The sequence below is a fragment of the Rathayibacter sp. PhB186 genome, assembly GCF_003751825.1.
Classification (GTDB): domain Bacteria; phylum Actinomycetota; class Actinomycetes; order Actinomycetales; family Microbacteriaceae; genus Rathayibacter; species Rathayibacter festucae.
Window position 1 is genome coordinate 1,221,544 of sequence record NZ_RJKO01000001.1, and the last position, 26,460, is coordinate 1,248,003.

Here is a 26,460-nt window from a genome sequence, read left to right on the forward strand (position 1 = left end):
ACGCCGGTGGGTCTCGATACGCCCCTGCGGGGCTACTCGACCGACATGGGGTGGGGCACCACGCGGTACGTCGTGCCTGCAGACGAGCCGGCCACGGAGCGGTGCAGACGGAAATCCGCGTGTCAGCGGATTCTCCGCAGCCGCCGTGAGACGCTCTGCGGGACGCGCCCACTTCGCGAAGCCGACTGCGGCGCGGCGGGCGGGGACCGCCGCGCAGGAGAGCACCGCCGCGGTGCAGACGGAAATCCGCGTGTCAGCGGATTTCCGCAGCCGCCGCAGGACGCTCTACAGAACGCGCCCACTTCGTGAAGCCGACTGCGGCGGGGGCGGGCGGGGACCGCCCCCGCGAACGGATTCACTTCGTCGCGCCGCGCGGCGCGACGAATTCAATCCGTTTCGATCAAGATCCCGTCGTGGATGGCGCGCTTGCGCAGTGCGACCTTGGTGCCGACGTCGATGCCGACCACGCGGTACTTCTCGCGGATGCGCTTGAGGTAGGACTTCGCGGTCTCCTCGGAGATGCCGAGCTCGAAGGCGACGGACTTGACGGGCTCGCCGCCGCCGTAGAGCGCCATCACGCGGCGCTCCTGCGCGCTGAGCTTGGGGGCGCCGTCGGAGTCGCCGGTGGAGAGCGCCATGTCGAGCTCGTGCGAGATGTAGGAGTGGCCGTCCTTGGCCGCGCGGATCGCCTCGACGATCATGTCGGCGTCCTCCGTCTTGACGAGGTAGCCGAGCGCGCCCGAGGCGAGCGCCTCGCGGACGACGGCCGGCTCGGAGTAGGTGCTCATCAGCACCGTCTTCACGCCGGTGGTCTTCAGGGTGGAGAGCTTGACCGAGATCGGGATGTTGTCCTTGAGGTCCAGGTCGAGCAGCACGACGTCGACGGGGAACTCGGGGTGGGTGAGCAGCTCCGGCCAGGAGGCGACCGCGGCGACCAGCTGGATGTCCGACGCGGCGCCGCGGATCCACTCCGTGAGGGCACCGAGGAGCATCTTGTGATCGTCGACCACGGCGAGCGTGATCTTCGGTTCTGCGGTGGAGGTCATCGGTGTCCTTCGGCTCGGCGGGAGGGCGGGGCGGTCGTCTCTGCTCAGCGATCGGCCGGATTCTCGACGTAGCAGTCGATCTCGATCCGGAGAGCGTCATCGTGCGACGTGTCGCGGAACGCACCGACCTGTGCGATAGCCTCCCACGTCGCGGGATCGACTCCGCGCACGGGCACGCCCTCGGACTGCAGAGTGAGCGGCACCAGCAGGGAGCGCGGCGGTGCGTCGGCCTCGGGTTCGCGCGGTGCGCCCGCCTCCACGTGCAGCACGACGGTGAGCCCGGAGGCGCCGTCGAGGATGAGCCAGATGGCGGAGAGCAGGCCGTCCCGCTGCTGGTGGCCGAGGAGGCCGGCGGTGCCGTCGGGGTCGTGCAGATCGACGAGCGGGGCCAGCAGCTCGGACTCCTGGATCGCGTGGTGCAGCCAGGTCTCGCGACGCCCCTCGATGAGGTGGAGGCGGAGGCTGGTCGCGAGCGCGGCGGCGTGCGCGGCGCGGTGCGGATCGAGCGGCAGAACGGTCGTGCCGTCGCCGACCTCGGCGAGCAGGCGCTCGGCCGCGAGGTCGAGGCGGGCGAGCTCCTCCGAGGCGAGCATGCCGACCGCGTAGCGCGGCCCGAGGGTGGTGCTCTGGACGAGGGCGCGGTCGATCTCGAGCTGGACCATCCGGCGGAAGCCGCGCATCATCACGACCGCGACGACGGCGGGCGCGAGGGTCACGGCCATCGCGCTGATCCGCACCGAGAACGAGGTCTCGTCGCCCGAGCCCATGGCGCTGTAGGCGACGAGCTCGGCGACCGCGATGGCGAAGGCGACGGCGAGGACCTCGATGCTGCGGCGGTGCACGATCATCGCGGCGTGGGCGACCGCGGCGGCCACCGCGGCGGTCGGGACGGCGGCGGACGGGCCGTGACCGGCGACGGCGATCAGGTCCAGCGCCACAGCCCCGGTGATCCCGACGAGCAGGCCGACGTAGGCGGCGGTGGGCAGCCGCTGTCCGCAGACGTGGATGGCGACCACGGTCGCCGTGAAGGAGGCGACGAGGAGGATCCACGCCGTGACGACCAGCCCCGGCCGCGCGTAGTCGTCGACGGTGGCGAGGAAGACCAGGAGCTCGTAGACCATCAGCGCCGCCGCGATGCCGGTGAGGCCGCTGCCGAGGTAGCTGGTGCCCAGGGTCTCCTGCTGTCCCTTCCGCGCGCGGGCCGAGCGGGGCGAGCCGTCGGGCCGGCGTGGAGCGGCGCCGGGTCCGCCGAGGAGGGGGGAGGCCCGCTCGGTGCCGGCGCTCACTTGGGCACCTCCAGCACGACGGTGGTGCCGGAGCCGGGCGAGCTGAAGAGCCGGGTGCGGCCGCCGACGTCCGCGAGCCTCGCGACGACCGACTCCTTGAACCCGAGCTTCGTCGCGGGCACCGTGGCGATGTCGAAGCCGGCACCGGCGTCCGTCACCATCGCGCGGACGGTCTGCTCGTCCTCGGTGATGGTGACGTCGGCGGACTCGACACCGGAGTGCCGCCGCACGTTCTCGAGGCACTCGGCGAGGGCGAGCAGGAAGGAGTCGAGCGCGGCGCCCTCGAGGACGACCTCCCCGGAGCCGTGCAGGACGACCTCGAGGCCCAGGCGGCCGAACCGGTCCCGCACGTCCTCGAGCGAGGTCGCGGCGGGTGACGCCGTGACGCTGGTCAGCTGGTACGAGCCGGATGCGCTCGGCGTCGGCGTCCCACCCAGGCGCAGCTGGCGCAGGAGCTGCGCGTCCTGAGCGGCCTGGCGGCGGAGCGCGTCCTCGGAGACGCCGCGGCCGGAGTGGGCGAGCAGGGTGAGCGTCGCGAGCACCGTGTCGTGCAGGAGCCGCGCTCCCTGGCGGCGCTGCGCCTCCGTCTCGCTGGCCTGCCGCTCGACGCGGTGCGCGTTGCCGATGCTGTCGATGCGCCGGACGACCCGGGGGACGGCCGTGCTGATCCAGAGCGCGAAGCCGGCGAGCGTGCCCCAGGGCAGCAGGCTCTGCACGAGCGCGTTGGACAGCATCGCCTCCTCGGCGACCAGCACGGAGACGACCACGCTCGGCACCAGGACGGGCAGCAGCAGCAGCAGCCGGCGGACGGAGGTGGTGACGACGACGGCGACGGTGCTCGTGACGGCGTTGGCAGTGCCGACGAGCACGTAGCCCTCGAAGCCGCTGCTCACGCCGATGGCGCTCGCGAGCCCGATGCTCAGCGCCAGGCCGCCGGCGGCGAGCAGGAGCACCCAGAGCGTGCGTCCGCTGCGGCCGAGCTGCAGGTGGAGGACGGCGAGTCCGAGCAGCAGCGCCACCGCGAACGGCACGGCGTCGGGCGCCACTGCCCCGGGGCCGAGGACCAGGGCGATCGCCGTGGCGTCGATCAGGAGGCCGATGCTGCGCGCGGACTGGCGGAGGAGGCGGTCGCGCTCGCGAGCGCTGCGGACCAACGGCACGGGCACGCTCCTTCCGGTGGGCGGCGCGGGGCGGACCCCCCCGTCTCACGATAGTCACAGACCGGCGGTCGGCCCGCGGGACGGCCGGGATCGGGTCAGACCGCCAGGAGCCTCGCGAGGTGGCCGCCGACCGCGTCGTCCTCGATGAGGAAGGCGTCGTGCCCGAAGGTCGAGCTGATCACCGCGACCTCGTCGCCGTCGATGGTGCCGCGGGCGTGGGCGGCGATGATCCGCTGCCCGTCCACCGGGAACAGCCGGTCGCTGTCGATCCCGAGCACGAGCGTCGGGCTGGTGATCCGCTCGAGCGCCTCGGCCTCGCCGCCGCGCCCGCGCCCCACGTCGTGCGAGTTCATCGCCTCGACGAGGGTGATGTAGCTGTTCGCGTCGAAGCGCCGGGTGAACTTGTTGCCGTGGAAGTCGAGGTACGACTCGACCGCGAACCGGCCGCCGCCGCCCAGTGGGCTGAGGCCGGACTGCCAGCTCCGCTCGAAGCGGTCGTTGAGCTCGGACGGGCTGCGGTAGTTGAGCAGCGCCATCCGGCGGGCCAGCGCCAGGCCATGGTACGGGCCCTTGCCGTCACCGGCGTCGTAGTAGGCGCCGCCCGCGAAGGCGGCGTCGTTGCGGATCGCCTCGAGCTGGACGAAGTTGAGCGCGATCTGGTCGGAGGTGGCGCGCGGGGGAGCGGCGAGGACCGCGAGCCGGGCGACCCGCTCGGGGTGGTCGATGCCCCATTCCAGCGCCTGCATCCCGCCCATCGAGCCGCCGATGACGGTGTGCCAGCGGTCGATGCCGAGCCGGTCGGTGAAGAGCGCCTGCACGGCGACCTGGTCGCGGATCGTCGTGTACGGGAAGCGCGCGCCCCACTCGTGCCCGTCGGGGGCGAGCGAGGCGGGGCCGGTCGAGCCCTGGCAGCCGCCGAGCATGTTCGGGGCGACGACGAAGTAGCGGTCGGTGTCGATCACGAGGCCGGGGCCGACGAGTCCGGACCACCAGCCGTCGGTCGCGTGACCCGGGTCGCCGCGGCCGATCAGGTGCGAGTCGCCGGTCAGCGCGTGCAGGACGAGGATCGCGTTGTCGCGCGCGGGGGAGAGCTCGCCCCAGCTCTCGTACGCCACCCGGACGTGGGGGAGGCGGCCGCCCGCCTCGAAGGCGAACGGGCCGATCTCGACGAAGCGCCGCCCGCCTGGGTGGTCGCCCTCGCGCCAGGCCCCGGTGGCGGGCGGCTTGCCGATCACCGAGCGGAGCTGGCGCTCGGTGACGAACGCCGAAGGGACGGTGTCCTCGAGTGTCTGCTGCCAGTCCATAGCGGTGTCCATCGTGGCAGAGCGCGGCGGGCGCCCGGCCTTTGTTACGCGGGGGTGACGCTCGCCTCGCTGATCGAGTAGGCCGCGGAGCGGACCCCTGCTGATCGAGGAGGCCGCGCAACGGCCGCCCGCCCATGCTGATCGAGTAGGCCGCGGAGCGGCCGTATCGAGATCCGCCGTTGTCAGCACGGTGGGTCTCGATACGCCGCTGCGCGGCTACTCGACCAGCATGACGGGGCCGTCAGGCGTTGGCGCGGGAGGCCTCGACGACACTGCGGGCGGCCTGCAGGGCCTGGGCGAGGTCGGCGCGGAGGTCGTCGATGTTCTCGAGGCCGACGGAGAGGCGGACGAGCCCGGGGGTGACGCCGGCGGTGAGCTGCTGCTCCGGGGTGAGCTGCGAGTGCGTGGTCGACGCCGGGTGGATCACCAGCGAGCGGACGTCGCCGATGTTCGCCAGGTGCGAGAACAGCACGAGCGAGTCGACGAAGGCGCGTCCCGCGTCCACCCCGCCCTTGAGCTCGAAGGAGAGGACCGCGCCCACGCCCTTCGGCGCATAGCGGTTCGCCGCCGCGTACCAGGGCGAGGTGGGCAGCCCCGAGTAGTTGACCGTCGCGATGTCGGAGTGGTTCTCCAGGTACTCCGCGATCTCCTGCGCGTTCTGCACGTGGCGCTCGATCCGCAGCGACAGCGTCTCGATGCCCTGGATCAGCTGCCAGGCGCTCGCCGGCGCGATCGAGGCACCGAGGTCGCGCAGCAGCTGCACGCGGGCCTTGATGATGTAGGCGAGGGCGTCGCCGACCGCGTCGGTGTAGACCGCGCCGTGGTACGAGTGATCGGGCGTGGTCAGCCCGGGGAACTTCGCCGCGTTCGCGGTCCAGGAGAAGGTGCCGCCGTCGACGATCGCGCCGCCGATCACGGTGCCGTGACCACCGAGGAACTTGGTCGCCGAGTGCACGATGATGTCCGCGCCGTGCTCGAACGGGCGGATCAGGTACGGCGTCGCGATCGTGTTGTCGACGATCAGCGGGACGCCCGCCGCGTGCGCGACATCGGCCACGGCGCGGATGTCGAGGATGTTGATCTTGGGGTTGCCGATGGTCTCGGCGAAGAAGAGCTTGGTGTTCGGGCGGACCGCGCGGCGCCACTCCTCCTGGTCGTCCTGGTTCTCGACGAAAGTCGTCTCGATGCCCAGCTTGGCCAGCGTGTACTTGAACAGGTTGTAGGTGCCGCCGTAGATCGACGACGACGAGACGAGGTGGTCGCCCGCCTGCGCGATGTTGAGCACCGCCGCGGTCTCGGCCGCCTGGCCGGAGGCGAGCAGCAGTGCCCCGGAGCCGCCCTCGAGCGCGGTGAGGCGCTCCTCGACGACGGCCTGCGTCGGGTTCTGGATGCGGGTGTAGATGTTGCCGAACTCGGCGAGCGAGAAGAGGTTCTTCGCGTGCTCGGCGTTGTCGAACACGTAGGAGGTGGTCTGGTAGATCGGGGTCGCGCGCGCCTTGGTGACGGGATCGGGCGCGGCTCCGGAGTGGATCTGCTTGGTCTCGAACTGCCACTTCTCGGAGTCGGTCATGGTGCATCCCATCGCATCGTCGGTTCGGAACGGAAGGCCGTTCCCCGTCGCGACGAGCCTAGGTGCGGGTCCCCGGCGCGGCCAGGGCGCCCGACACACGGGGTAACCGCGACGGATCAGCGGCCGGTGCGGATCCCGGACGTCGGATGCGGGTCGCGCTTGGACCCGGTCGGGTCGGCCCGGTTCGGGCGCTCGGGCCGCTCGTCGACGACCGGCGCGAAGAGCCAGGCCGCCCTCGGCTCGACGATCTTGTGGAAGACGGTGCGCGTCCAGCCCAGCGAGAGCGCGATCGCGACCGCGATGCAGAAGACGATCATCAGGATCAGCGCGACCGTGCTCTCGGTCGCGGACAGCAGCCCGGACTCGCGCAGCGGGTAGAGGACGAAGCTGTGCAGCAGGTAGACGTACATCGTCGACTGCCCCCAGGCCGTCATCGCCGTGCGGCGGCGCGGGATCAGGCTGAACAGCGCGAGCGAGAGCACGACCGCCGTCGCCATCAGCGCAAGCCGGACGAGCCCGGCCCACCAGGCGGTCTCGCCGAGCGCGTCGTACGGCCGGTCGTAGAAGAACCAGTAGCGCAGATCCGCCGCGCGGAAGGCGTCGATGTTGACGGTCATCACCACGACCGTCGCTGCGAAGAGCGCGACGGCGATCACCCGGGAGAGCAGGATCTGCCGCGGCGTCAGGTCGAGCCAGCGGTCCACCAGCAGCCGCGAGCCGGCCTTCCAGCCGCGCAGCCGCCAGCCGAAGACGAAGAACGGCAGGATCCCGATCGCCCGCGCGAGCGAGAAGGTCGAGTCGATGTTGTCGTAGTAGCTGACGCCGACGGCGAGGACCACGCTGATCAGCAGCGGCCAGCGCAGCAGCGCGAGGTAGGGGAGGACCAGCCGGAAGATCCCGAGCGCGAGCAGGAACCACAGCGTCCAGCTCGGCTTGGTCGGGTTGAACTCCTGCTTGCCCTCGACCGCGAACTGCACCAGCGTCCAGATCGTCTCCATGATCAGGTAGGGCAGCAGGATGTCGGTGAGCACCCGGCGCATCGCGCGGGCGTTCGGCGCTCCGCCCTTGGAGAAGTAGCCGGAGATGATCGCGAAGGCCGGCATGTGGAAGGCGTAGATCGTCAGGTAGACGACGAGCGACGTGTCCGAGTTGGCGGTCAGCCGCTGGATGCCGTGGCCGATCACCACGAGCGCGACGCAGACGAAGCGGGCGTTGTCCCAGAGGGGAACGCGGCGCTTGGGGGCGGTGGGCGACCCGGCGGTGGCGGGAGCCGGGTCGGCGGGCTGCATGCGGCCAGGCTAGCGTTGGCTCCGACGACGGAGTCGATGGTGTCCGAGGCTTGACGGAAAGAGGACGAGCGTGGTTCGACGCGTCGTGGTGACAGGAGCGAGTTCGGGGATCGGTGCGGCGACGGTCCGCCTGTTCCGCGAGCACGGCTGGGACGTGGTGGCGGTCGCCCGCCGCCGGGAGCGGCTGGAGGCGCTCGCCGCGGAGACCGGGGCGAGCCTGTTCGTCGCCGATCTCACCGACGCGGCGCAGGTCGACGCGCTGCGCGACCACCTCGCGGAGACCGGCCCCGTGCACGCCCTCGTCAACAACGCCGGCGGCGCGCTCGGCCTCGACTCGGTCGAGGCGTCCGACCCCGCCGACTGGACCCGGATGTTCGAGATCAACGTGCTCTCGGTCAAGCTCGTCACGAGCGCGCTGCTCCCGCTGCTGCGTTCGGGCATCGCCGACGAGGGCTCCGAGGGCTCGGCCGACATCGTCACCGTCACCTCCATCGCCGGCCACGTCGCCTACGAGGGCGGCGGCGGCTACAACGCCGCGAAGTTCGCCGCGCACGCGCTCGTCGCGGTCCTCCGCCTCGAGCTCGCCGGTGAGCCGATCCGCGTGATCGAGATCGCGCCCGGGATGGTGCACACCGAGGAGTTCTCCCTGGTCCGCTTCGGCGGCGACAAGGAGCGCGCCGACAAGGTCTACGCCGAGGTCCCCGCCCCGCTGATGGCCGAGGACGTCGCCGCGGCGATCGTCTCCTCCGTCGAGCTGCCGCCGCACGTCAACCTCGATCTGGTGACGATCAAGCCGGTGGCGCAGGCCGCCCCGCACAAGGTGATCAAGGGCGCGCTCACCCCGAAGGCGTGACAGGCGCCGTTCGCGAGGCCCCGTGATGTGACGCGGGGCCTCGCGACGCTCTAGCCTGTCCCTCATGGTTTCCGACGCCGACGACTCCGCCGCCCTCCTCGCCGCCACGGAGAAGGAGGTCCTCGGCTGGCTCGAGTTCGGTGACGCCGCTCGCCATCTCGCCGACGACGTCGTCGCCTCCGGCTACCGCCCGGAGCTGGTCGTGGCCATTGCGCGCGGCGGTCTGCTGCTCGCGGGCGCGGTCGCCTACGCGCTGGGCATCAAGAGCTGCGGTGCGCTGAACGTCGAGTTCTACACCGGCGTCGAGGCGCGACTGGCCGCTCCCGTCGTCCTGCCGCCCCTGCTGGACGAGGCGTCGGTGCGCGGGAAGCGCATCCTCCTGGTCGACGACGTCTCCGACTCCGGCCACACCCTCGCCCTCTCGGTCGACCTGATCCGCGCGATGGGCGCCGAGGTGCAGACCGTCACCCTCTACACGAAGCCCCGCACGGTGCTCGAGCCCGACTTCTTCTGGCGGCGCACCCCGCGCTGGATCGTCTTCCCCTGGTCGGCGCTGCCCCCGGTGGCGGGCGCCCTCGCGGAGGACGACGAGTGAGCGTCCACCTGATCGGCGGCGGCGGCGGAGCCGAGTACGACCAGCAGCTCTACGGAGCCTTCCTGGCGGAGGCGCACGACCGCGCCGTCGACGCCGGCCGCATCGAGGGCCCGCGGATCGCGATCGTCGTCGTGCACGACGGCCTCGGCCCCGAGGTCTACGCGGGCTGGGCCGCCACGCTCGCCACGGTCGGCAAGCTCCTCCCGTTCGCGGTGATGAAGCCCGAGGGCGGCCGGATCGACCCCGCGGTCTTCGACGATGTCGACGGGATCTTCGTCGCCGGCGGCCTGACGCCCGCCTACCGCGACGCGCTCGAGGCGTCCTTCGCGCGCCTGCGCGACCTCGTCTCCTCCGGAGTGCCGTACGCCGGCTACTCCGCGGGCGCCGCGGTCGCCGCCGACCGCGCGATCGTCGGCGGCGACCGCATCGGCGGCGTCGCCGTCGCGCCCGAGCACGCGGCCGAGGAGCTGGACGAGGTGACGGTGCTCGAGGGCATCGGCCTGGTCGACGTCTCGATCGACGTGCACGCCGCGCAGTGGGGCACGCTCGGCCGCCTGGTCGCGGCCGTCGAGGCCGGACTGGTCGACGGCGGCGTCGCGATCGACGAGTCGACGGTCCTCACCGTCGGCACGGGGGCCCTGCGCGTCCGCGGCGCCGGCTCGGTCTGGCGCGCGAGCGCGGGCGAGGCCGGAGTGTCGGTCGCCACCCTCGCCGCGAGCTGAGCGTGGACCTGCAGGAGCTGGCAGGTGCCGGCCTGATCGACCGCGGCTGGGCCGAGGCGCTCGCCCCGGTCGCCGGCGACATCGCGGCGATGGGCGACTTCCTCCGCGCGGAGACCGCGGCCGGGCGCCCCTACCTCCCGGCAGGCGCGCAGGTGCTCCGCGCGTTCGCCGCGCCGCTGGAGGACGTCCGCGTCCTGATCGTCGGGCAGGACCCGTATCCGACGCCCGGGCATCCGATCGGGCTGTCCTTCGCCGTGGACCGGCACGTCCGGCCGCTGCCGCGCAGTCTGCAGAACATCTACCGCGAGCTCCGCGACGACCTCGGTGTCTCCCCGCCCGAGCACGGCGACCTCAGCGGCTGGACGCGCAGCGGCGTGCTGCTGCTCAACCGCGTCCTCACCGTCGCGCCGGGCGCGCCCGCCTCGCACCGCGGCAAGGGCTGGGAACGGGTCACCGAGCACGCGATCCGCACACTCGTCGCCCGCGAGCAGCCGCTCGTCGCGATCCTCTGGGGACGCGACGCGGCGAACCTCCGGCCGCTGCTGGGCGACTCCGGGATCATCGAGAGCGTCCACCCCAGCCCGCTGTCCGCCTCCCGCGGCTTCTTCGGCTCGCGCCCGTTCAGCCGCGCGAACGAGCTGCTCGCCGAGCGCGGGGCCGAGCCCGTCGACTGGGCGCTCCTGCCCTGAGCCTCGGGGCCCGACAGCGCGGCCCGCCGCGCGTGCGGTGCTCCGCCACCCCGGCTACGCTGGCCCGGATCGCGGCCGCCGCCCGGGATCAGCGACGCCGACCACCACCGCCGAGAAGGAGCGAGATGCTCGAGGAAGAGTACGAGCAGCGCCGGGTCCTACCGCCGCACCTGCGCCGGGCGCCCGCCCCCGAGCCGGAGTTCTCCTTCGAGATCCGCGAGGCGCGCAGCGCGGACCTGCCGGACATCCAGGAGATCTACAACCACTACGTCCGGAACACCGTGGTGACCTTCGACGAGGACGACTCGACGCTGAAGGAGTGGCGCTCGAAGTTCGCGCGCAACCAGAAGCTGGGGCTGCCGTTCATCGTGGCCGTGTCGCCGTCAGGGCAGATCCTGGGCTACGCGATGGTGTCGCCGTGGTCGTCCAAGCGCGCCTACCGCTTCACCGTCGAGAACTCGATCTACCTGCGCGCCGCCTCGACCGGCAAGGGCCTCGGCAAGGCGCTGATGACCGAGCTGCTCGAGCGCGCGAAGGCCGTCGGCATCCGCCAGGTCATGGCCGTCATCGCGGACAAGGGGGCCGAGGCGTCGCTGACGATGCACGCGAAGTACGGCTTCGTCGAGGTCGGCCGGATGGGCCGCGTCGGCTTCAAGTTCGAGCGCTGGCTGAGCACCGTGCTGATGCAGAAGACGCTGAAGTAGCGCCACCCGCGTCTCTGCGAATGCGCCGGACTGCGGGGAACGGCGCGGGGTCCTTCCCTACACTTGTCGGCATGGAATGGCTCGTCCCGCTCATCGTCGTCGTCGTGCTCGTCGTGATCCTCGGGATCTACCTCTGGGCCACCTACAACTCCCTCGTCACGCTGAACGTCCGCGTGGACGAGGCCTGGAGCGACATCACCGTCCAGCTGAAGCGGCGGGCGGATCTGATCCCGAACGTCATCGACTCCGTGAAGGGCTACGCCTCGCACGAGCGGCAGGTGTTCGACTCGGTGACCCGTGCCCGCGCCGAGACGCTCTCCGCGCAGGGGCCGGCCGAGGCGTCGGCCGCCGAGGACCACATGCAGAAGGCGCTGAAGTCGATCTTCGCCGTCGCGGAGGCGTACCCGCAGCTGCAGGCGAGCCAGAACTTCCTGCAGCTGCAGGGCGAGCTGGTCGACTCGGAGGACAAGATCCAGTCGGCCCGCCGCTTCTACAACGGCGGCGTCCGCGAGATGAACACCAAGGTCACCGTCTTCCCCAACACGCTCTTCTCCCGCCGCCTCGGCTTCTCCGAGCGCGAGTTCTTCGAGGTCGGCGACCTCGCCGCCATCTCGGAGCCGCCCCGCGTCCAGTTCTGACGCCACGGAGGAAGCGGCCCCGGCGGCGCCCCCCTCATGCCGGTCGAGTAGCCCCGCAGCGGCGCCCCTCATGCCGGTCGAGTAGCCCCGCAGGGGCGTATCGAGACCCACCGTCATCGACACGCCGGGTCTGCAGACTCGACTTCCGACGGTGGTGGATCTCGATACGCCCGCTGCGCGGGCTACTCGATCAGCATGTGCCTTTCGACCCGCCGTCAGCGCGCTGCCGGGGCTGCCGCCGCGAGCGGGCCGCCGTCGAGCGTCGTGAGGTACTCGTCGAAGACGGGGGCCGGGTCGGTGCCCGTCGCGACGGCGTCCACGAGGGCCCGCCGCACCAGCGCCAGCACGACCGTGGCGAGCACGGCCGCGCGCGGCTCGTCCGCCGCGGGCAGGCCCATCCGCTGAGCGATGCTCGGGGTGAGCGCACCCTCGCCGTCGTGCAGCGACTGCACCCAGACCGCGCGCATGCCGGGCGTCTCGGTGAGCAGCGGCATCAGCCGCAGCGTCCGCTCGAGCTGCGGGCCGGACGCGGCCGCGGCGAACGCGGCGCCCAGCGCGGTGTTCAGCGACTCCGACTCCGGCCGCGCGACGAGCTCCCGCGCCATCGCCGCGATGGCAGCGTAGAGCACGGGCCGCACGCAGTCCTCCTTGCCGCCGAGGTAGCGGTGGAAGGTGCGCAGCGAGATGCCGGCGGCGTGCGCCAGATCGATCGAGCTGACGCCCTTGGTGGTCCCGCGCTCGAGCAGCAGGGCGACGCACTTCTCGGACAGGGCGAGCGCGATGGTGCCCTGCCGCTCCTGCGGACCGCTCATGCGAGGACCTCCCGGTGGCCGGTGGTGAGGGCGACGAGGAGCTCGGGCGCGAGGGTGCCCCGCCCGACGACGTCGACCGTGTCGAGCCCCTGCCAGTGCGCGGCGGTGACGAGCAGCGCGGCGAGGCGCTCGGCCGTGTCCGGCGGCGCTCCGGGCTCGCGCCAGGCCGCCTGCACCCGCAGCACGCCGTTCTGCCGGTCGCTCTTGAGGTCGACGCGCGCCGCGATCACGTCGTCGAGCAGCACGGGCAGCACGTAGTAGCCGTGCACGCGCTGGGCCGCCGGGGTGTAGATCTCGATCCGGTAGTGGAAGTCGAAGAACAGCTCGGCGCGCGGGCGGTGCCAGACCACGGGGTCGAAGGGGGAGAGCAGTGCGTCGGCCCGCAGCTCGCGCGGCCGCCGCGCCGCCGTGTGCCGCCAGAGCGGCAGCGGGCGTCCCGAGCGCTCCCAGCCGCGGACCTCGACCGGCACCAGCTCGCCCGCGTCGACCAGGTCGTGCACGGCCGCGAGCGTCGGCGCCTTCAGCAGCCGGTGGTAGTCGGCCAGATCGCCGAGCGTCCCGACGCCGAGCGCGAGGGCGGAGCGGCGCACCAGCTCGCGGACCGCGTCCTCGGTGGAGACCTCCGCCTCGAGCACCTCGCGGGGCAGCACCTGCTCGGCGAGCGCGTAGGAGCGCTCGAAGCGCGTGCGCCCGGCGGTCACCACCTCGCCCCAGCGGAAGAGCACCTCGAGCCCGCGCTTCATGTCGGACCAGCCCCACCACGGTCCGGTCCGGGTGTTGGCCTCGTGCTCGATCTCCGACGCGCGCAGCGGGCCGTCGGCGAGGGCCGCCCGCAGCCAGTCGAGCGTCGACCGGTTCTCGGCCGCCCAGCCCTCGTGCTCCGGCAGGCGGACGCGGCGGTAGTGCTCCATCCGCCAGCGGTAGAGCGGGAGGTCGGCGCGACGGATCAGCGCCGCCTCGTGTGCCCAGTACTCGAGGTAGTGGCCCTTCGGCGAGAACGCGACCGCGTCGAGGAGGGCGCGGTCGTAGGGGCCGAGCCGGGCGAGGACGGGGAGGTAGTGGCTCCGCTCGAAGACGTTGACCGAGTCGAGCTGCAGCGGCCGGATCCGGTCGATCACGCCGAGGATCTGCCGCGTGCCGACCCGCGGCGGCGGCGCGGCACCGAAGCCCTGGGCGGCCAGGGCGATGCGGCGCGCGAGCGCGGGGCTGAGCTGCTCGGTCATGGTGCCCCACGCTAGCGAAGGCCGCCGACATCGGCCGATCCCGCCCCGGCGCCGAGTGTTCCCGTCCGGTTCATCCGGGCGGCCCCGGGATGTCGGGAGCCGCCCCTACGTTTCCCGAGGCGCCCGCAGGGGCCCACCCACCCGACTCCTGGAGGACTCTTGACGACCCAGCGCTTCCCCCGCGCCGGCGTGCTCGCCGCCGCGGCCGCCGCTCTCGCTCTCACCCTGACCGCCTGCTCCGGCGACGCCGGCGCCTCGTCCGGCGACGCGTCGGTCGACGCCTCGACCGCGACCTCCGCCGCCGACCTCGGCGGGCTCGACGCCCTGGTCGAGGCCGCGAAGGCCGAGGGCGAGCTCAACGTGATCGCGCTGCCCGACAACTGGGCCAACTACGGCGAGCTCATCTCGGGCTTCGAGGACGAGTACGGCATCACCGTCAACTCGGCCGACCCCGACGTCTCCTCCGCCGAGGAGATCAGCACCGCGCAGAACCTGGCCGGCCAGGACACCGCTCCGGACGTCTTCGACCTCGGTGCCGCCGTGGCGCTCGCGAACACCGACCTGTTCGCGCCGTACAAGGTCGAGACCTGGGACGACATCCCGGAGGGCAACCGCGAGGAGACCGGCCTTTGGGTGAACGACTACACCGGCCTGATGTCGATCGGCTACGACGCCGACGCCGTGCCCGCGCCCGAGTCGCTCGACGACCTGCTCGGCGCCGACTACCGCGGCTCCGTCGCGATCAACGGCGACCCGACCCAGGCCGGCGCCGCGGCGGCCGCCGTGCAGCTCGCCGCCCTGCAGTCGGGCGGCTCGGCCGACGACGTCCAGTCCGGCATCGACTTCTTCGAGAAGCTCAACGACGCGGGCAACTTCCTGCCGCTGGACCCGACCGACGCGACCATCGCCTCCGGCGAGACCCCCGTCGTCTTCGACTGGAGCTACAACAACCTCGCCGCCGCGAAGGCGAACGAGGGCACCCGCGAGTGGACGACGACGGTGCTGCCCGGCACCGCGGTCGGCAGCTACTACAACCAGGCGATCAACGCCGACGCGCCGCACCCGGCCGCCGCGCGCCTCTGGCAGGAGTACCTCTACTCCGACGCCGCGCAGAACCTCTACCTCGCGGCCGGCGCCTACCCGGTGCGCCTGGCGGCCATGGTCGACGCCGGCACGGTGGACACGGAGGCCCTCGACGCCGTCGGCGCCGCTCCGGAGGACCTCGTCCAGTTCACCTCCGAGCAGACCGAGGCCGCCTCGGCCCTGCTGGCCGAGAAGTGGGGCGCGGCGATCCAGTGACGACCGCCGCCGTCCGCGCCGTCCCCGGGGCCCGCGCGCCCCGGGGACGGCGCGGTCTTCCCGCAGCGCTCGGCGTCGCTCCGTTCGCGGTCTACGTCCTGCTCTTCCTCGCCGTGCCGACCGTCCTCGCGGTCGGCACGGGCTTCGTGGACGGCGACGGGCGGCCGACGCTCGCGAACGTCGCAGCGCTGGGCGACCCGGTCGTCCTGTCCGCCTTCGGCGCCTCGCTCGGACTGTCGGCGCTCACCGCCGTCGTCGGCGCGGTCCTCGGCGGCATCGTCTGCCTCGCTCTGCTCGGCGCCGATCCGCGCGGTCCGCTGCGCACGATCGTCGACGCCGCCGCGAGCGTCCTCGCCCAGTTCGGCGGCGTGATGCTCGCCTTCGCCTTCATCGCGACGATCGGCGTGCAGGGCCTGGTCACGACCCTCCTGGCCGGCGCCGGCGTCGACCTCTACGCCGACGGCGTCTGGCTGTACCAGCTGCCCGGGCTGATCCTGCCCTACCTCTACTTCCAGGTTCCGCTGATGGTGCTGACCTTCCTGCCCGCCCTCGAGGGGCTGCGCCCCGAATGGGCGGAGGCGAACGCCGTGCTCGGCGGGGGAGCGGTGAGCTACTGGTGGCGGGTCGCGGTCCCCGTGCTCGCCCCCTCCTTCCTCGGCTCGGTGCTGCTGCTGTTCGCCAACGCGTTCTCCTCGTTCGCCACGGCCGCGGCGCTGATCAGCCAGGGCGCGCAGATCGTGCCGCTGCAGATCCGCGCCGCGCTCGTCAGCGAGACGGTCCTCGGCCGGGAGAACCTGGCCGGTGCGCTCGCGCTCGGGATGCTCCTCGTGATGATCGTGCTGATGTCCGGCTACGCGCTGCTGCAGCGCCGGGCCCGGCGGTGGCAGCGGTGACCCGCGCCCTCTCCCGCATCGTCCTCGTCGTCACCGGCCTCGCCTTCGCGGTGCCGCTGATCGCGATGGCGGAGTTCACCCTCCGCGGCGCCGGCGGCTACGACCTCTCGCACTGGACCGCGATCCTCGACTCGGAGAACGAGCGCGGCTACCGCGCGCTCTTCCAGGGCATCGGCAACTCGCTGATCCTCGCGGTCGTCACCGCCCTGATCGTGCTCGTGCTGCTGGTGCCGACGATGCTCCTCGTCGAGATCCGCCTGCCGCGCCTGCGCCGGGCGCTCGAGCTGGTCTGCCTGCTGCCGTTGACCGTCCCCGCGATCGTGCTGGTCGTCGGGCTCGCGCCGGTCTACTCGGTGATCACCCGCCTCGTCGGCTCGGCGCCCTGGACGCTCGCGCTCGCCTACGGCGTGCTCGTGCTGCCCTACGCCTACCGCGCGATCGCCGCGGACCTCGCAGGGCTCGACGCGATCACGCTCTCGGAGGCCGCCCGCTCGCTGGGCGCCGGCCCGTTCGGCGTGCTCGTCCGGGTGCTGCTGCCGAACCTGCGCCGCGGCCTCGTCGCCGCCGCGCTGATCACCGTCGCCGTGGTCCTCGGCGAGTACACCATCGCCTCGCTGCTCAGCCGCACGACGCTGCAGACCGGTCTCGTGCAGGTGTCGAAGCAGGACGCCTACGTGGCCGTGATCTTCTCCCTCCTCTCCCTCCTGTTCGCCTTCGCCCTGCTGCTCGGGATCGGCCGCCTCGCGCGGATCGGACTCGTCGCGACCGGGCGCCGCGCCTCGAAAGGCACGCCGTGACCGCTCCTTCCTCCCCGGGCGCTCGCGTCCGCTTCCTCGACGTCGCGCGGCACTACGGCGCCGCCAAGGCCCTCGACGGCGTCTCGTTCGACGTGGCGCCGGGGGAGTTCATCGCCCTGCTCGGCCCGTCCGGCTGCGGCAAGACCACGGCGCTGCGCGCGCTGAGCGGGCTCGAGCGGATCGACTCCGGTCGCATCCTGGTCGACGAGCGCGACGTCGCCGATCTGCCGGTCGCTCGCCGCGACATGGGCATGGTCTTCCAGTCGTACTCGCTCTTCCCGCACCTGCGCGCCCGCGAGAACGTCGAGTTCGGCCTGCGTACCCGCGGCGTCGCGGCCAAGGAGCGGCGGACGGCCGCCCAGGACGCGCTCGACCTCGTCGGCCTCGGTGCCCTGGGCGACCGCTACGCGCACCAGCTCTCCGGCGGGCAGCAGCAGCGGGTCGCCCTGGCGCGGGCGCTCGTCACCCGCCCCCGGGTGCTGCTCCTGGACGAGCCGCTCTCCGCGCTGGACGCGAAGGTCCGCGTGCAGCTGCGCGACGAGATCAAGCGGCTGCAGTCCGAGATCGGCATCACCACCTTCTTCGTCACCCACGATCAGGAGGAGGCGCTCGCCGTCGCCGACCGGGTCGCGGTGATGAACGCGGGGCGGATCGAGCAGCTCGGCGCGCCGGAGAACCTCTACGCCCGGCCGTCGTCGCCGTTCGTCGCCCACTTCGTCGGGCTCTCGAACGTCGTGCCGGGGGTCGTCTCGGGTGGGGCCGTCTCCGTGCTCGGCGCGCGCCTGCCCCTGGTGGACGGCGCGGCCGTCGACGGCGCCGTCTCGGCGTTCCTCCGGCCCGAGGACATCGAGATCGTGCCGGGCGGTGCTCCGGGCGATCTGCCTGCCGTGGTCCTCGCGACCAGCTTCCTCGGACCGGTGCGCCGCTCCACGGTCCGCACCGAGCAGGGGGACGAGCTCGTCGTCCAGCACGCGGCCGGGATCCGGCTCGAGCCGGGGGAGCGGGTCGGCCTCGCGCTCGCGCGGCGGCCGGTGGCCGTCCGCGCGGCCTCGTGAGCTGTCGCGGATTCCGCCCGCGGAATGCGGCGGGGATTAGTCTGGGCGGATGAGACTCGGCCGGTCCCGCCGCACGTCCGGCGCCCGCGACGCCGTCCGCGCCGCCGCGGCTCCCGAGCGGGCTCCGCAGCCCCGCCCGCTCGACCCGGACGCCGCCTTCGTCAGCACCGGGATGCGCATCGCCGGGGCCTGGGCCTGGCGGATCCTCGTGGTCGCCGGCGCCCTCGCCGTGATCGGCCTGCTGGTGATCGAGCTGCGGCTGATCGTCATCCCGCTGCTGCTCGCGATCGTCATCGCGGCGCTCCTCGTGCCGTTCTCGACGTTCCTGCAGCGGCACCACTGGCCCAAGTGGCTCGCGATCGTGGTGGCCGAACTCGGCATCGTCCTCGTGATCGGCGGCCTGCTCTTCCTCGTCGTCACCCAGGTCACCTCCGGCTTCGACGACCTCAGCCGCCAGACCGTGCAGTCCTACGACGCCCTGAAGTCGTGGCTGCTCGAGGGGCCGCTGCACCTGACCGAGACCGACATCAACCAGTACGCGCAGCAGGCGCTCGCCGCCGTGCAGCAGGACTCGGGGATGCTCGTCAGCGGCGCGCTGAGCGTCGGCTCGACGGTGGGGCACGTGCTCACCGGGGTGCTGCTGACGCTGTTCTCGACCCTCTTCATCCTGATCGACGGTCCGAACATCTGGCGCTGGGTCGTGCGGCTCTTCCCGCACCGCGCCCGGAGGGCCGTCGACGGGGCCGGCCGCGCGGGCTGGATCACGCTGACCAACTTCGTGAAGGTGCAGATCCTGGTCGCCTTCGTCGACGCGGTGGGCATCGGGCTCGGCTCGTTCCTGCTCGGCGTCCCGCTCGCGATCCCGATCGGCGTGCTGGTCTTCCTCGGCTCCTTCGTGCCCGTGATCGGCGCGGTCGTCACCGGCGCGCTGGCCGTCTTCATCGCCCTGGTCTACAACGGGCCGGTCATCGCGCTGATCCTGCTGATCGTTGTCCTCGGCGTGCAGCAGCTGGAGGGGCACATCCTCCAGCCCCTGATCATGGGCTCCGCCGTCAAGGTGCACCCGCTCGCCGTCGTCCTCGCGGTCGCCGGCGGCTCGATCGTCGCGGGCATCGCGGGCGCGTTCTTCGCGGTCCCCGTGGTCGCGACCCTCAACGTCATGGTCAACTACGTCGCGAGCGGAGCCTGGCGCTCGCCGACCCGAACCCCCGAGAGAGTTGCCGAAGAGCATGCAGACTAGCCGCGTCGTCGGACCGACCCTGAGCGAGTTCGAGGCGGCCCGAACCGTCCTCGCCCCCGTCATCGCGAACACCCCGATGGAGACGAGCACGTTCCTCGCCGAGGTGCTCGGCTCGCCCGTCTTCCTCAAGTGCGAGAACCTGCAGCGCACCGGCTCGTACAAGATCCGCGGCGCCGTGTTCCGGCTCTCGCACCTCACCCCCGAGGAGCGGGAGCGCGGCGTCGTCGCCGCCTCGGCCGGCAACCACGCCCAGGGTGTCGCCTTCGCCGCGCGCGAGCTCGGCATCAAGGCGACCATCTTCATGCCGATCGGCGTCGCGCTGCCCAAGCTCGCGGCGACCCGCGACTACGGCGCGGAGGTGGTGCTCAGCGGGCACATCTTCAACGAGGCGCTCGCCGCGGCGGCCGAGTTCGCCGAGAGCACCGGCGCGGTCTTCATCCCGCCCTACGACCACCCCGACGTGATCACGGGCCAGGGCACCATCGGCCTGGAGATCCTCGAGCAGGCGCCCGGCGTCGAGACGCTCGTCGTGCCCATCGGCGGCGGCGGGCTCATCGCGGGCGTCGCGTCGGCCGCGAAGCAGAAGGCCGCCCAGGAGGGCCGCACGCTGCGCGTCATCGGCGTCCAGGCCGCGAACGCCGCGCCCTACCCGCTCTCGCTCGCGGCCGGAGAGCCGATCGCCATCACGATCTCGCCCACCATCGCCGACGGCATCGCGGTCGCGAAGCCCGGCCAGCTGAACTTCGAGATCATCCGCGAGGTCGTCGACGAGGTCGTCACCGTCGAGGACGACGACACCGCCCGGGCGCTGCTGGTGCTGCTCGAGCGCGCGAAGCTCGTCGTCGAGCCGGCCGGAGCCGTCGGCATCGCCGCGATCCTCACCGGCAAGATCCGCAACGCGGGCCGCACCGCCGTCATCCTCTCCGGCGGCAACATCGATCCGCTGATGATGGAGCGGGTGATCAGCCGGGGCCTCGCCGCCTCCGAGCGCTACCTGAAGATGAGCATCGGCCTGCCGGACCGGCCGGGTCAGCTCGCGCGGATCGCCGACCTGATCTCGGAGGCCAACGCCAACGTCGTCGAGGTGCTGCACACCCGGCACGGCCGCGGCCTGCAGATCAGCGAGGTCGAGCTCGAGATCAGCGTCGAGACCCGCGGCCCCGAGCACGCCGACCGCGTCCTCCAGGTCCTCCGCGACGCCGGCTACCAGCCCCGCCTCTCCCGCGGCTAGTCCGCCGGATACGCGAGATGCCACTTGTGACGCTTTGACACGGCGTGTCGAGCGCACAAGCGGCATCTCGCGGAGTGACTCACGACTGAGCGCGTCACGGTGGCCCGTCCGCAAGGCGGAGGAGGAAGCGATAGCGGCGCTATCGCGACCGACGACAACGCCGCGGACGGGTCACCGGGACGTGCTCAGTGGCCGTTCCAGGTCTCGACGTCGACGACCTTCACGGTGATGTTGCGGCCGTTGGGGGCCTCGAAGGTGGTGGAGTCGCCGACCTTCAGGCCCATGATCGCGCCGCCGAGCGGGCTCTGCGGGCTGTAGACGTCGAGGTCGCTCTCGCCCGCCATCTCGCGGTTGCCGAGGAGGAAGCGCGACTCGTCGCCGGCGATCTCGGCGGTGATGATCGTGCCGGCCTCGACGACCCCGTGGCTCTCGGGCGGCGTGCCGATCTCGGCCTCGCGCAGCAGGGCGGTCAGCTGGCGGATGCGCGCCTCGATCTTGCCCTGCTCGTCCTTGGCGGCGTGGTAGCCGCCGTTCTCCTTGAGGTCGCCCTCCTCGCGCGCGACCTCGATGCGCTTGGCGATCTCGAGGCGTCCGTTGGTGGACAGCTCGGTGTGCTCCGCCTGGAGGCGGTCGTACGACTCCTGGGTCATCCAGGTGACCTGAGGCTGGTCGGCCATGGTGGGCTCCTCACATGACGGCCGCGCGCGACCGACGGTGCTGTCGGGCGCCTGGCCCGTCGAGCGGATCGACCGAGGGCGTGCGGCGGGGGAAAAGACAAGGCCCCGACGAGTCCGTCAGGGCACCCCGACACCCTACGGGAGCCAGCAGGAGGAGATCAAACCTGTCGTCGCGAGCTCCGTGGTGCGCACCGTCTCGCTGTAGGAGCGGAAGCGATCGGTGGACGCGGGGTACTCGACGACGAGCCAGCCGACCACGGCGGACTGCTCGTTGAGCGCCTGGACGGCGCAGGCCGCGTCGCGCCCGGTCGGGACGGTGAGGTCGAACGACACCTGGACGGTGCGGTCGTCGACGACCACGTGCGCGGTGTCCTGCACGTCGACGCCGTCGCGGGCGCCGTCGAGGCCGGCCCAGATCACCCAGGCGGCGAACACCGCGACGAAGGCGACGGCGACGAGGGCGAAGAGCCGGCGGTCTCCGCGGCGGCTGCGCGGCGTCCGCCCGTAGCGGGAGGCGAGGGGTCCGGCGGCGCGGACGGCGTCCGGGTCGAGGGCGGGGTCGCTCGCGCGCTCGTCGCTCTCGGACGTTCGGGCGGCCACGGAACTCCCTGGGTGAAGCGACTATTCTGGCGGATGACGTGCGCGGGTGAGAACCGAGCGACGCCCCCCATTAAACCCCGAGGAATCGAGCGATCGTGTCCCAGGCCGTCCAGGTCTCCGCAGATTCAGAGGCGCGTGCAGCTGTGGCGCCGCGCGAGGTCCCGCGCCTGCTCGCCGTGCACGCCCACCCGGACGACGAGTCCAGCAAGGGCGCCGCGACCCTCGCCTCCTACGCCGATCGCGGCGCCGAGGTCATGGTCGTCTCCTGCACCGGCGGCGAGGCCGGCTCCGTTCTGAACGAGGCGCTCGGCGCCCGCGCGCACGCCGAGCGCGACATGGGCGGCCTGCGCCGCTACGAGATGGCCGCCGCGCAGCGCGCGCTCGGCATCGAGCACGCCTGGCTGGGCTTCGTCGACTCCGGGATGCCCGAGGACGGCGCCGTCGCCGCGGACTCCTTCGCCGGCCTGCCGCTGCCGACCGCCTCGGCACCGCTGGTGCGCCTCGTCCGCCGGTTCCGCCCGCACGTGATCATCAGCTACGACGAGAACGGCGGCTACCCGCACCCCGACCACATCCGCGCGCACCAGGTCGCGGTCGAGGCGTTCCGCGCCGCGGGCGAGGCCGACGAGTACCCCGGCACCGGCGCCGCCTGGTCCGTCTCGAAGCTCTACTACGACCGCGTGTTCTCCTCGCAGAAGCTGCGGGCCATCGCCGAGCACATCCGCTCGATCGACCCGGAGGACCCGCTGCTCGCCTCCTTCGAGGAGATGAAGCGCTGGAACGAGGAGACGCCCTACCTCGCCACCACGAAGATCGTCGTCTCCGGCTTCCACGACCGCCGCGACGCGGCCCTGCTCGCGCACGCGAGCCAGGTCGCTCCCGACAACAAGTTCTTCTTCCTCCCGCACTCGGCGATCGACGCCGCGTGGCCGACCGACGACTTCCAGCTCGTGCAGAGCCGGGTCGACGCGCCGACGCCGGAGACCGACCTCTTCGCCGGGATCGACGTCGCGCTGCCGGATGACGCCGCCCTCGCCGCCCCCACCTCCGAGGAGCAGTCCGCATGATCGCCGCGACCGTGCTCGAGGCCGCCCACGTCGCCCTGATCCGCGCCGCCGAGGCCACGCCGGTGCCGACGACCGCGCCGGAGTTCAACGAGGACACGGTGACGCCCGGCCTGTTCGGCTTCATCACGATGTTCGTGATCGCGCTCGCCGCCGTGTTCCTCGCGCTCGACATGGTCCGCCGGGTCCGCCGGACGACCTACCGCGCCCAGGTCAACGAGCAGCTCGACTCCGAGGAGCGCGAGCGCGCGGAGGACGCCCCGTCCGGACGCTGACGCCCGGACGCCGAGCGCGGTGCGCCGACGCGCCCGGCGCTCAACCGACGTTGTAGGTCGGGTGCAGGCAGACGATCAGCGCCGCCGTCCAGTGGCAGAGGAACGCCACCGCGGTCAGCGCGTGGAAGATCTCGTGGAAGCCGAAGACCCCGGGCACCGGGTTCGGCCGCTTGATCCCGTAGACGACCGCGCCGACGGAGTAGCAGAGGCCGCCGACCAGCACGAGCACCATCATCGCCGCGCTCGCCTCGAACAGCGGGCCGAGGTACATCACCGCCGCCCAGCCCAGCAGCAGGTAGAGCGGCACGTAGAGCCAGCGCGGCGCGGAGATCCAGAACACCCGGAAGCCGATCCCGAGCAGCGCCCCCGCCCAGACCAGGACCAGCAGCAGCGAGCCCTGCGCGGGCGGCAGGGCGAGCGCGGCGAGCGGCGTGTAGGTGCCGGCGATCAGCAGGAAGATGTTCGCGTGGTCGATCCGCTTGAGGATCATCTTGGTCCGCGGCGACCAGTCGAAGCGGTGGTAGAGCGCCGAGTTGCCGAAGAGCAGCAGCGACGAGACAGCGAACACGGTCGCCGCCCACTTCGCCGGTGCGCCATCGGCGACGCTGACCAGGACGATGCCCGCGACGATCGCGACCGGGAACAGTCCGGCGTGGATCCAGCCGCGCCAGGTCGGTCGCGCCTCCGTCGCCGGGCCGTGCTCGATCTCGTCCTCGACGAGCGGGAGGGCGGGGAGCGAGGGGCCGGCCGCGTCGTCCTCCGGCACGGCGCGCGCATCCGGATCGGGCGTGGGGGAGGTCGGCCGGTGGCTCATACCGACGAGGATACGACCCGCCGCGGCAGGGCGACCGGGAGAGCCTGCTCGAACGGGGGAACAGCCGTGGTCCGGTACCGGGCCGCGGTTTCGACTACCGTGGCACCGTGCCGAAGCCGAGACTGCCCGTGGGGAGCGACCTGCTCTACGGCGTCTACAAGAAGCGGCTGCGCTCGAGTCTCGAGGGCGCCGCGCTGCCGAACCACGTCGCGATGATCATCGACGGCAACCGCCGCTGGGCCCGCCAGCGTGCGCTCGAGACGGCCGCCCACGGCCACCGGGCGGGCGCCGCGAAGGTGCACGAGTTCCTGCAGTGGTGCGACGACCTCGGTGTCCGGCACGTCACCCTCTACCTGCTCTCGCAGGACAACCTGGTCGGCCGGGACAGCTCCGAGCTGACCGAGCTGATCGCGATCATCGCCGACCTCGCCGAGGAGGTCTCGCAGCAGCCCGAGTGGCGCGTGCAGCACGTGGGCTCCGACGACGGGCTGCCGGAGTCGCTCGTCTCGGCGCTCGACTGCGCGGAGGAGCGCACCGCCTCGCACACCGGTCTGCACGTGAACCTCGCGGTCGGCTACGGCGGGCGGCACGAGATCGCGCAGGCGGTCCGCAGCATCCTCGACGAGCACGGCAAGCGCGGCTCGTCGATCGAGGACGTCGCGGGGCTGCTCACGCCCGAGCTGATCGGCGAGCACCTCTACACGAGCGGCCAGCCCGACCCGGACCTGGTGATCCGCACCTCGGGCGAGCAGCGCCTCTCCGACTTCATGCTCTGGCAGAGCGCGCACAGCGAGTTCTACTTCATGGAGGCGCTCGGACCCGACATCCGCGAGGTCGACTTCCTCCGGGCGCTGCGCGACTACGCCGGTCGGCACCGCCGCTTCGGCAGCTGAGCTGCCCTCCCGCGCGCGCTGTTCACATAGCCGTTACACGTTCGTCTCGGCAAGAACCACACGGCTGTCATTTCCGGGATTAGGTTCGGATCATCAGGTGACGCACCTGGTCGAGTCGGCCACACAAGTACGACTCGATGACTGCCAGTGAAGGAACTGCGCGGTGCCGAGACGCACCACCGGCCGACTCGAATCCTCTGAAGTGAGTCGGGGGCTCCGGCCCCCGGAATGTGGAGAGTCGACGTGACAGTTCCCCAGGGTACGGATCCGCAGAACGGCACGCAGGGCGCGGTCCACCGCCGCGCGCAGCACGGCTCCTCGGATCGCACCGAGCAGCTCCAGCGCACCTACGTCCTCGACACCTCGGTGCTGCTGTCGGATCCCTCCTCGATGTTCCGCTTCGCGGAGCACGCCGTCGTCCTGCCGATCGTCGTGATCAGCGAGCTCGAGGGCAAGCGCAACGACCCCGAGATCGGCTACTTCGCCCGCCAGGCGCTGCGGAACCTCGACGAGCTGCGGGTCAAGCACGAGCGGCTGGACTTCCCGATCCGGGTCGGCCGCGGCGGCACCCTCCGCGTCGAGCTGAACCACTCGAACATGTCGGTGCTGCCCAGCGGGCTGCAGCTCGGCGACAACGACTCCCGGATCCTCGCCGTGGCGATGAACCTGCAGAGCGAGGGCGCCCTCGTCACCGTCGTGTCGAAGGACATGCCGATGCGCGTGAAGGCCGCCTCGATCGGCCTCGCCGCGGAGGAGTACCTCGCCGAGCTCGCCCCCGAGTCGGGCTGGACGGGCATGGACGACGTCACCCTGAGCGGCGACCAGATGAGCGAGCTCTACGACCGCGAGCGGCTCTTCACGGACGAGGTCGCCGACATCCCGATCAACACCGGGCTGGTCGTGCACTCGGACCGCGGCTCCGCGCTCGCCCGCGTGACCGGCAAGCGCCAGATCGCTCTGGTGCGCGGCGACAAGGACGTCTTCGGACTGCACGGGCGCTCGGCCGAGCAGCGGCTCGCGATCGACCTGCTGCTCGACCAGGAGGTCGGCATCGTGTCGCTCGGCGGCCGGGCCGGCACCGGCAAGTCGGCGCTCGCGCTCTGCGCGGGGCTCGAGGCGGTGCTGGAAAAGCGCCAGCACAAGAAGATCATGGTCTTCCGGCCGCTCTACGCGGTCGGCGGCCAGGACCTCGGCTTCCTGCCCGGCGACGCCGCCGAGAAGATGAACCCCTGGGCGCAGGCGGTCTTCGACACCCTCGGCGCGCTGGTCTCACAGAACGTGCTCGACGAGGTGATCGAGCGCGGGATGCTCGAGGTGCTGCCGCTGACGCACATCCGCGGGCGCTCGCTGCACGACGCCTTCGTGATCGTGGACGAGGCGCAGTCGCTCGAACGCAACGTGCTGCTGACCGTGCTGTCCCGGGTCGGCCAGAACTCGCGGGTGGTGCTCACCCACGACGTCGCGCAGCGCGACAACCTGCGGGTCGGCCGCTACGACGGCGTCGCCTCGGTGATCGAGACGCTGAAGGGGCACCCGCTGTTCGCGCACGTGACGCTGACCCGCTCCGAGCGCTCGGCGATCGCGGCGCTCGTGACCGAGATGCTGGAGTCGAACGAGTCGGCCTAGGTCCTGAGCGACCTTCGGTCATCTCCGGCTCGCAGAATCACGTCCGGCTCGCCGGAATCACTGGTTCCCGCGAGCCGGAGGTCGTTCCGCGTGCCGGAGGTGCTC

The 26,460-nt window shown here is 72.2% G+C and carries 27 protein-coding genes; 16 read left to right on the forward strand and 11 right to left on the reverse strand.

Annotation, left to right across the window (positions count from 1 at the left end; all coding sequences use genetic code 11):
• Nucleotides 1-386 precede the first annotated feature (386 nt).
• The 6 genes from EDF45_RS05760 to EDF45_RS05785 all read right to left on the reverse strand — a co-directional run bounded on the left by EDF45_RS05760 (nt 387) and on the right by EDF45_RS05785 (nt 7,655).
• Entirely contained in the window at nt 387-1,046 is a 660-nt protein-coding gene (locus EDF45_RS05760; protein WP_123445394.1) for a response regulator, read from the reverse strand.
• A 44-nt stretch (nt 1,047-1,090) separates the two neighbouring features.
• A complete protein-coding gene (locus tag EDF45_RS05765; protein WP_123735268.1) occupies nt 1,091-2,332 on the reverse strand; it encodes a hypothetical protein in 1,242 nt (413 codons plus the stop codon).
• On the reverse strand, nt 2,329-3,492 hold the full coding sequence (locus EDF45_RS05770) for a sensor histidine kinase (RefSeq protein WP_260311849.1): 1,164 nt from the start codon (nt 3,490-3,492) through the stop codon (nt 2,329-2,331). The genes EDF45_RS05765 and EDF45_RS05770 overlap by 4 nt, the downstream gene beginning before the upstream one ends.
• Nucleotides 3,493-3,587: 95 nt before the next feature.
• The gene (locus EDF45_RS05775; RefSeq protein ID WP_123735270.1) at nt 3,588-4,796 is read right to left on the reverse strand and encodes a homoserine O-acetyltransferase; all 1,209 of its coding nucleotides are present in this window, start codon (nt 4,794-4,796) and stop codon (nt 3,588-3,590) included.
• Between the two features lie 241 nt (nt 4,797-5,037).
• Entirely contained in the window at nt 5,038-6,366 is a 1,329-nt protein-coding gene (locus EDF45_RS05780; protein ID WP_123735271.1) for a bifunctional o-acetylhomoserine/o-acetylserine sulfhydrylase, read from the reverse strand.
• Nucleotides 6,367-6,482: 116 nt separating this feature from the next.
• Nucleotides 6,483-7,655 carry an acyltransferase family protein gene (locus EDF45_RS05785; protein ID WP_123735272.1) on the reverse strand — a complete coding sequence of 391 codons (1,173 nt, stop codon included), beginning with the start codon at nt 7,653-7,655 and terminating at the stop codon, nt 6,483-6,485.
• Nucleotides 7,656-7,725: 70 nt separating this feature from the next.
• Here EDF45_RS05785 and EDF45_RS05790 point away from each other — a divergent pair, with 70 nt between their 5' ends.
• From EDF45_RS05790 to EDF45_RS05815, 6 genes are all read left to right on the forward strand, one after another.
• Nucleotides 7,726-8,508 carry an SDR family NAD(P)-dependent oxidoreductase gene (locus EDF45_RS05790; protein ID WP_260311851.1) on the forward strand — a complete coding sequence of 261 codons (783 nt, stop codon included), beginning with the start codon at nt 7,726-7,728 and terminating at the stop codon, nt 8,506-8,508.
• A 64-nt stretch (nt 8,509-8,572) separates the two neighbouring features.
• Nucleotides 8,573-9,103, forward strand: a complete 531-nt coding sequence (locus EDF45_RS05795) for a phosphoribosyltransferase (RefSeq protein ID WP_123445400.1) — start codon at nt 8,573-8,575, stop codon at nt 9,101-9,103.
• Entirely contained in the window at nt 9,100-9,825 is a 726-nt protein-coding gene (locus tag EDF45_RS05800) for a Type 1 glutamine amidotransferase-like domain-containing protein (protein ID WP_123735273.1), read from the forward strand. Before EDF45_RS05795 ends, EDF45_RS05800 begins: the two co-directional genes overlap by 4 nt.
• Nucleotides 9,826-9,827: 2 nt before the next feature.
• Entirely contained in the window at nt 9,828-10,514 is a 687-nt protein-coding gene (locus EDF45_RS05805; protein ID WP_397460001.1) for a uracil-DNA glycosylase, read from the forward strand.
• A 125-nt stretch (nt 10,515-10,639) separates the two neighbouring features.
• Nucleotides 10,640-11,218: a GNAT family N-acetyltransferase gene (locus tag EDF45_RS05810; protein WP_123702722.1), complete on the forward strand. Its 579-nt coding sequence runs from the start codon at nt 10,640-10,642 to the stop codon at nt 11,216-11,218.
• 71 nt (nt 11,219-11,289) lie between these two features.
• A complete protein-coding gene (locus EDF45_RS05815; RefSeq protein WP_123702724.1) occupies nt 11,290-11,856 on the forward strand; it encodes a LemA family protein in 567 nt (188 codons plus the stop codon).
• A gap of 215 nt (nt 11,857-12,071) precedes the next feature.
• Here the strand turns inward: EDF45_RS05815 and EDF45_RS05820 are convergent, their stop codons facing one another.
• Both EDF45_RS05820 and EDF45_RS05825 read right to left on the reverse strand, forming a co-directional pair.
• A complete protein-coding gene (locus EDF45_RS05820; RefSeq protein WP_123735274.1) occupies nt 12,072-12,668 on the reverse strand; it encodes a TetR/AcrR family transcriptional regulator in 597 nt (198 codons plus the stop codon).
• Nucleotides 12,665-13,891 (reverse strand): winged helix-turn-helix domain-containing protein, encoded by a 1,227-nt coding sequence (locus tag EDF45_RS05825; protein ID WP_123735275.1) that lies wholly within the window; start codon nt 13,889-13,891, stop codon nt 12,665-12,667. The genes EDF45_RS05820 and EDF45_RS05825 overlap by 4 nt, the downstream gene beginning before the upstream one ends.
• 159 nt (nt 13,892-14,050) lie before the next feature.
• On the opposite strand from EDF45_RS05825, the gene EDF45_RS05830 reads away from it, so the two are divergent.
• Genes EDF45_RS05830 through ilvA form a run of 6 tightly spaced genes read left to right on the forward strand, consistent with a single transcriptional unit; the run spans nt 14,051 to nt 20,406 of the window.
• Nucleotides 14,051-15,190, forward strand: coding sequence for an ABC transporter substrate-binding protein (locus EDF45_RS05830; protein ID WP_185020089.1), 1,140 nt, complete (start codon nt 14,051-14,053; stop codon nt 15,188-15,190).
• Nucleotides 15,187-16,083, forward strand: coding sequence for an ABC transporter permease subunit (locus EDF45_RS05835; RefSeq protein WP_123445406.1), 897 nt, complete (start codon nt 15,187-15,189; stop codon nt 16,081-16,083). The genes EDF45_RS05830 and EDF45_RS05835 overlap by 4 nt, the downstream gene beginning before the upstream one ends.
• The gene (locus tag EDF45_RS05840; protein ID WP_260311852.1) at nt 16,080-16,880 is read left to right on the forward strand and encodes an ABC transporter permease; all 801 of its coding nucleotides are present in this window, start codon (nt 16,080-16,082) and stop codon (nt 16,878-16,880) included. Before EDF45_RS05835 ends, EDF45_RS05840 begins: the two co-directional genes overlap by 4 nt.
• The gene (locus EDF45_RS05845; RefSeq protein WP_123735276.1) at nt 16,877-17,935 is read left to right on the forward strand and encodes an ABC transporter ATP-binding protein; all 1,059 of its coding nucleotides are present in this window, start codon (nt 16,877-16,879) and stop codon (nt 17,933-17,935) included. Before EDF45_RS05840 ends, EDF45_RS05845 begins: the two co-directional genes overlap by 4 nt.
• Nucleotides 17,936-17,984: 49 nt before the next feature.
• Nucleotides 17,985-19,175, forward strand: coding sequence for an AI-2E family transporter (locus EDF45_RS05850; protein ID WP_123735277.1), 1,191 nt, complete (start codon nt 17,985-17,987; stop codon nt 19,173-19,175).
• The gene (ilvA, locus tag EDF45_RS05855) at nt 19,165-20,406 is read left to right on the forward strand and encodes a threonine ammonia-lyase (protein ID WP_123735278.1); all 1,242 of its coding nucleotides are present in this window, start codon (nt 19,165-19,167) and stop codon (nt 20,404-20,406) included. Before EDF45_RS05850 ends, ilvA begins: the two co-directional genes overlap by 11 nt.
• 185 nt (nt 20,407-20,591) lie before the next feature.
• Here the strand turns inward: ilvA and greA are convergent, their stop codons facing one another.
• Together greA and EDF45_RS05865 are read right to left on the reverse strand one after the other, a co-directional pair.
• A complete protein-coding gene (gene greA / locus EDF45_RS05860) occupies nt 20,592-21,083 on the reverse strand; it encodes a transcription elongation factor GreA (protein WP_123445411.1) in 492 nt (163 codons plus the stop codon).
• A 135-nt stretch (nt 21,084-21,218) separates the two neighbouring features.
• The gene (locus tag EDF45_RS05865) at nt 21,219-21,683 is read right to left on the reverse strand and encodes a DUF4307 domain-containing protein (RefSeq protein WP_123735279.1); all 465 of its coding nucleotides are present in this window, start codon (nt 21,681-21,683) and stop codon (nt 21,219-21,221) included.
• A gap of 143 nt (nt 21,684-21,826) precedes the next feature.
• On the opposite strand from EDF45_RS05865, the gene mca reads away from it, so the two are divergent.
• On the forward strand, nt 21,827-22,750 hold the full coding sequence (gene mca, locus EDF45_RS05870; protein ID WP_185020090.1) for a mycothiol conjugate amidase Mca: 924 nt from the start codon (nt 21,827-21,829) through the stop codon (nt 22,748-22,750).
• Complete coding sequence (locus EDF45_RS05875; RefSeq protein WP_123735280.1) at nt 22,747-23,022, forward strand: hypothetical protein; 276 nt, start codon at nt 22,747-22,749, stop codon at nt 23,020-23,022. The genes mca and EDF45_RS05875 overlap by 4 nt, the downstream gene beginning before the upstream one ends.
• 40 nt (nt 23,023-23,062) lie before the next feature.
• Here EDF45_RS05875 and EDF45_RS05880 read toward each other — a convergent pair whose 3' ends face one another.
• The gene (locus tag EDF45_RS05880) at nt 23,063-23,836 is read right to left on the reverse strand and encodes a hemolysin III family protein (RefSeq protein ID WP_123735281.1); all 774 of its coding nucleotides are present in this window, start codon (nt 23,834-23,836) and stop codon (nt 23,063-23,065) included.
• Nucleotides 23,837-23,943: 107 nt separating this feature from the next.
• Here EDF45_RS05880 and EDF45_RS05885 point away from each other — a divergent pair, with 107 nt between their 5' ends.
• Nucleotides 23,944-24,729 (forward strand): isoprenyl transferase, encoded by a 786-nt coding sequence (locus EDF45_RS05885; RefSeq protein WP_123735282.1) that lies wholly within the window; start codon nt 23,944-23,946, stop codon nt 24,727-24,729.
• A gap of 228 nt (nt 24,730-24,957) precedes the next feature.
• Nucleotides 24,958-26,355 carry a PhoH family protein gene (locus EDF45_RS05890; RefSeq protein WP_123735283.1) on the forward strand — a complete coding sequence of 466 codons (1,398 nt, stop codon included), beginning with the start codon at nt 24,958-24,960 and terminating at the stop codon, nt 26,353-26,355.
• Nucleotides 26,356-26,460 lie beyond the last annotated feature (105 nt).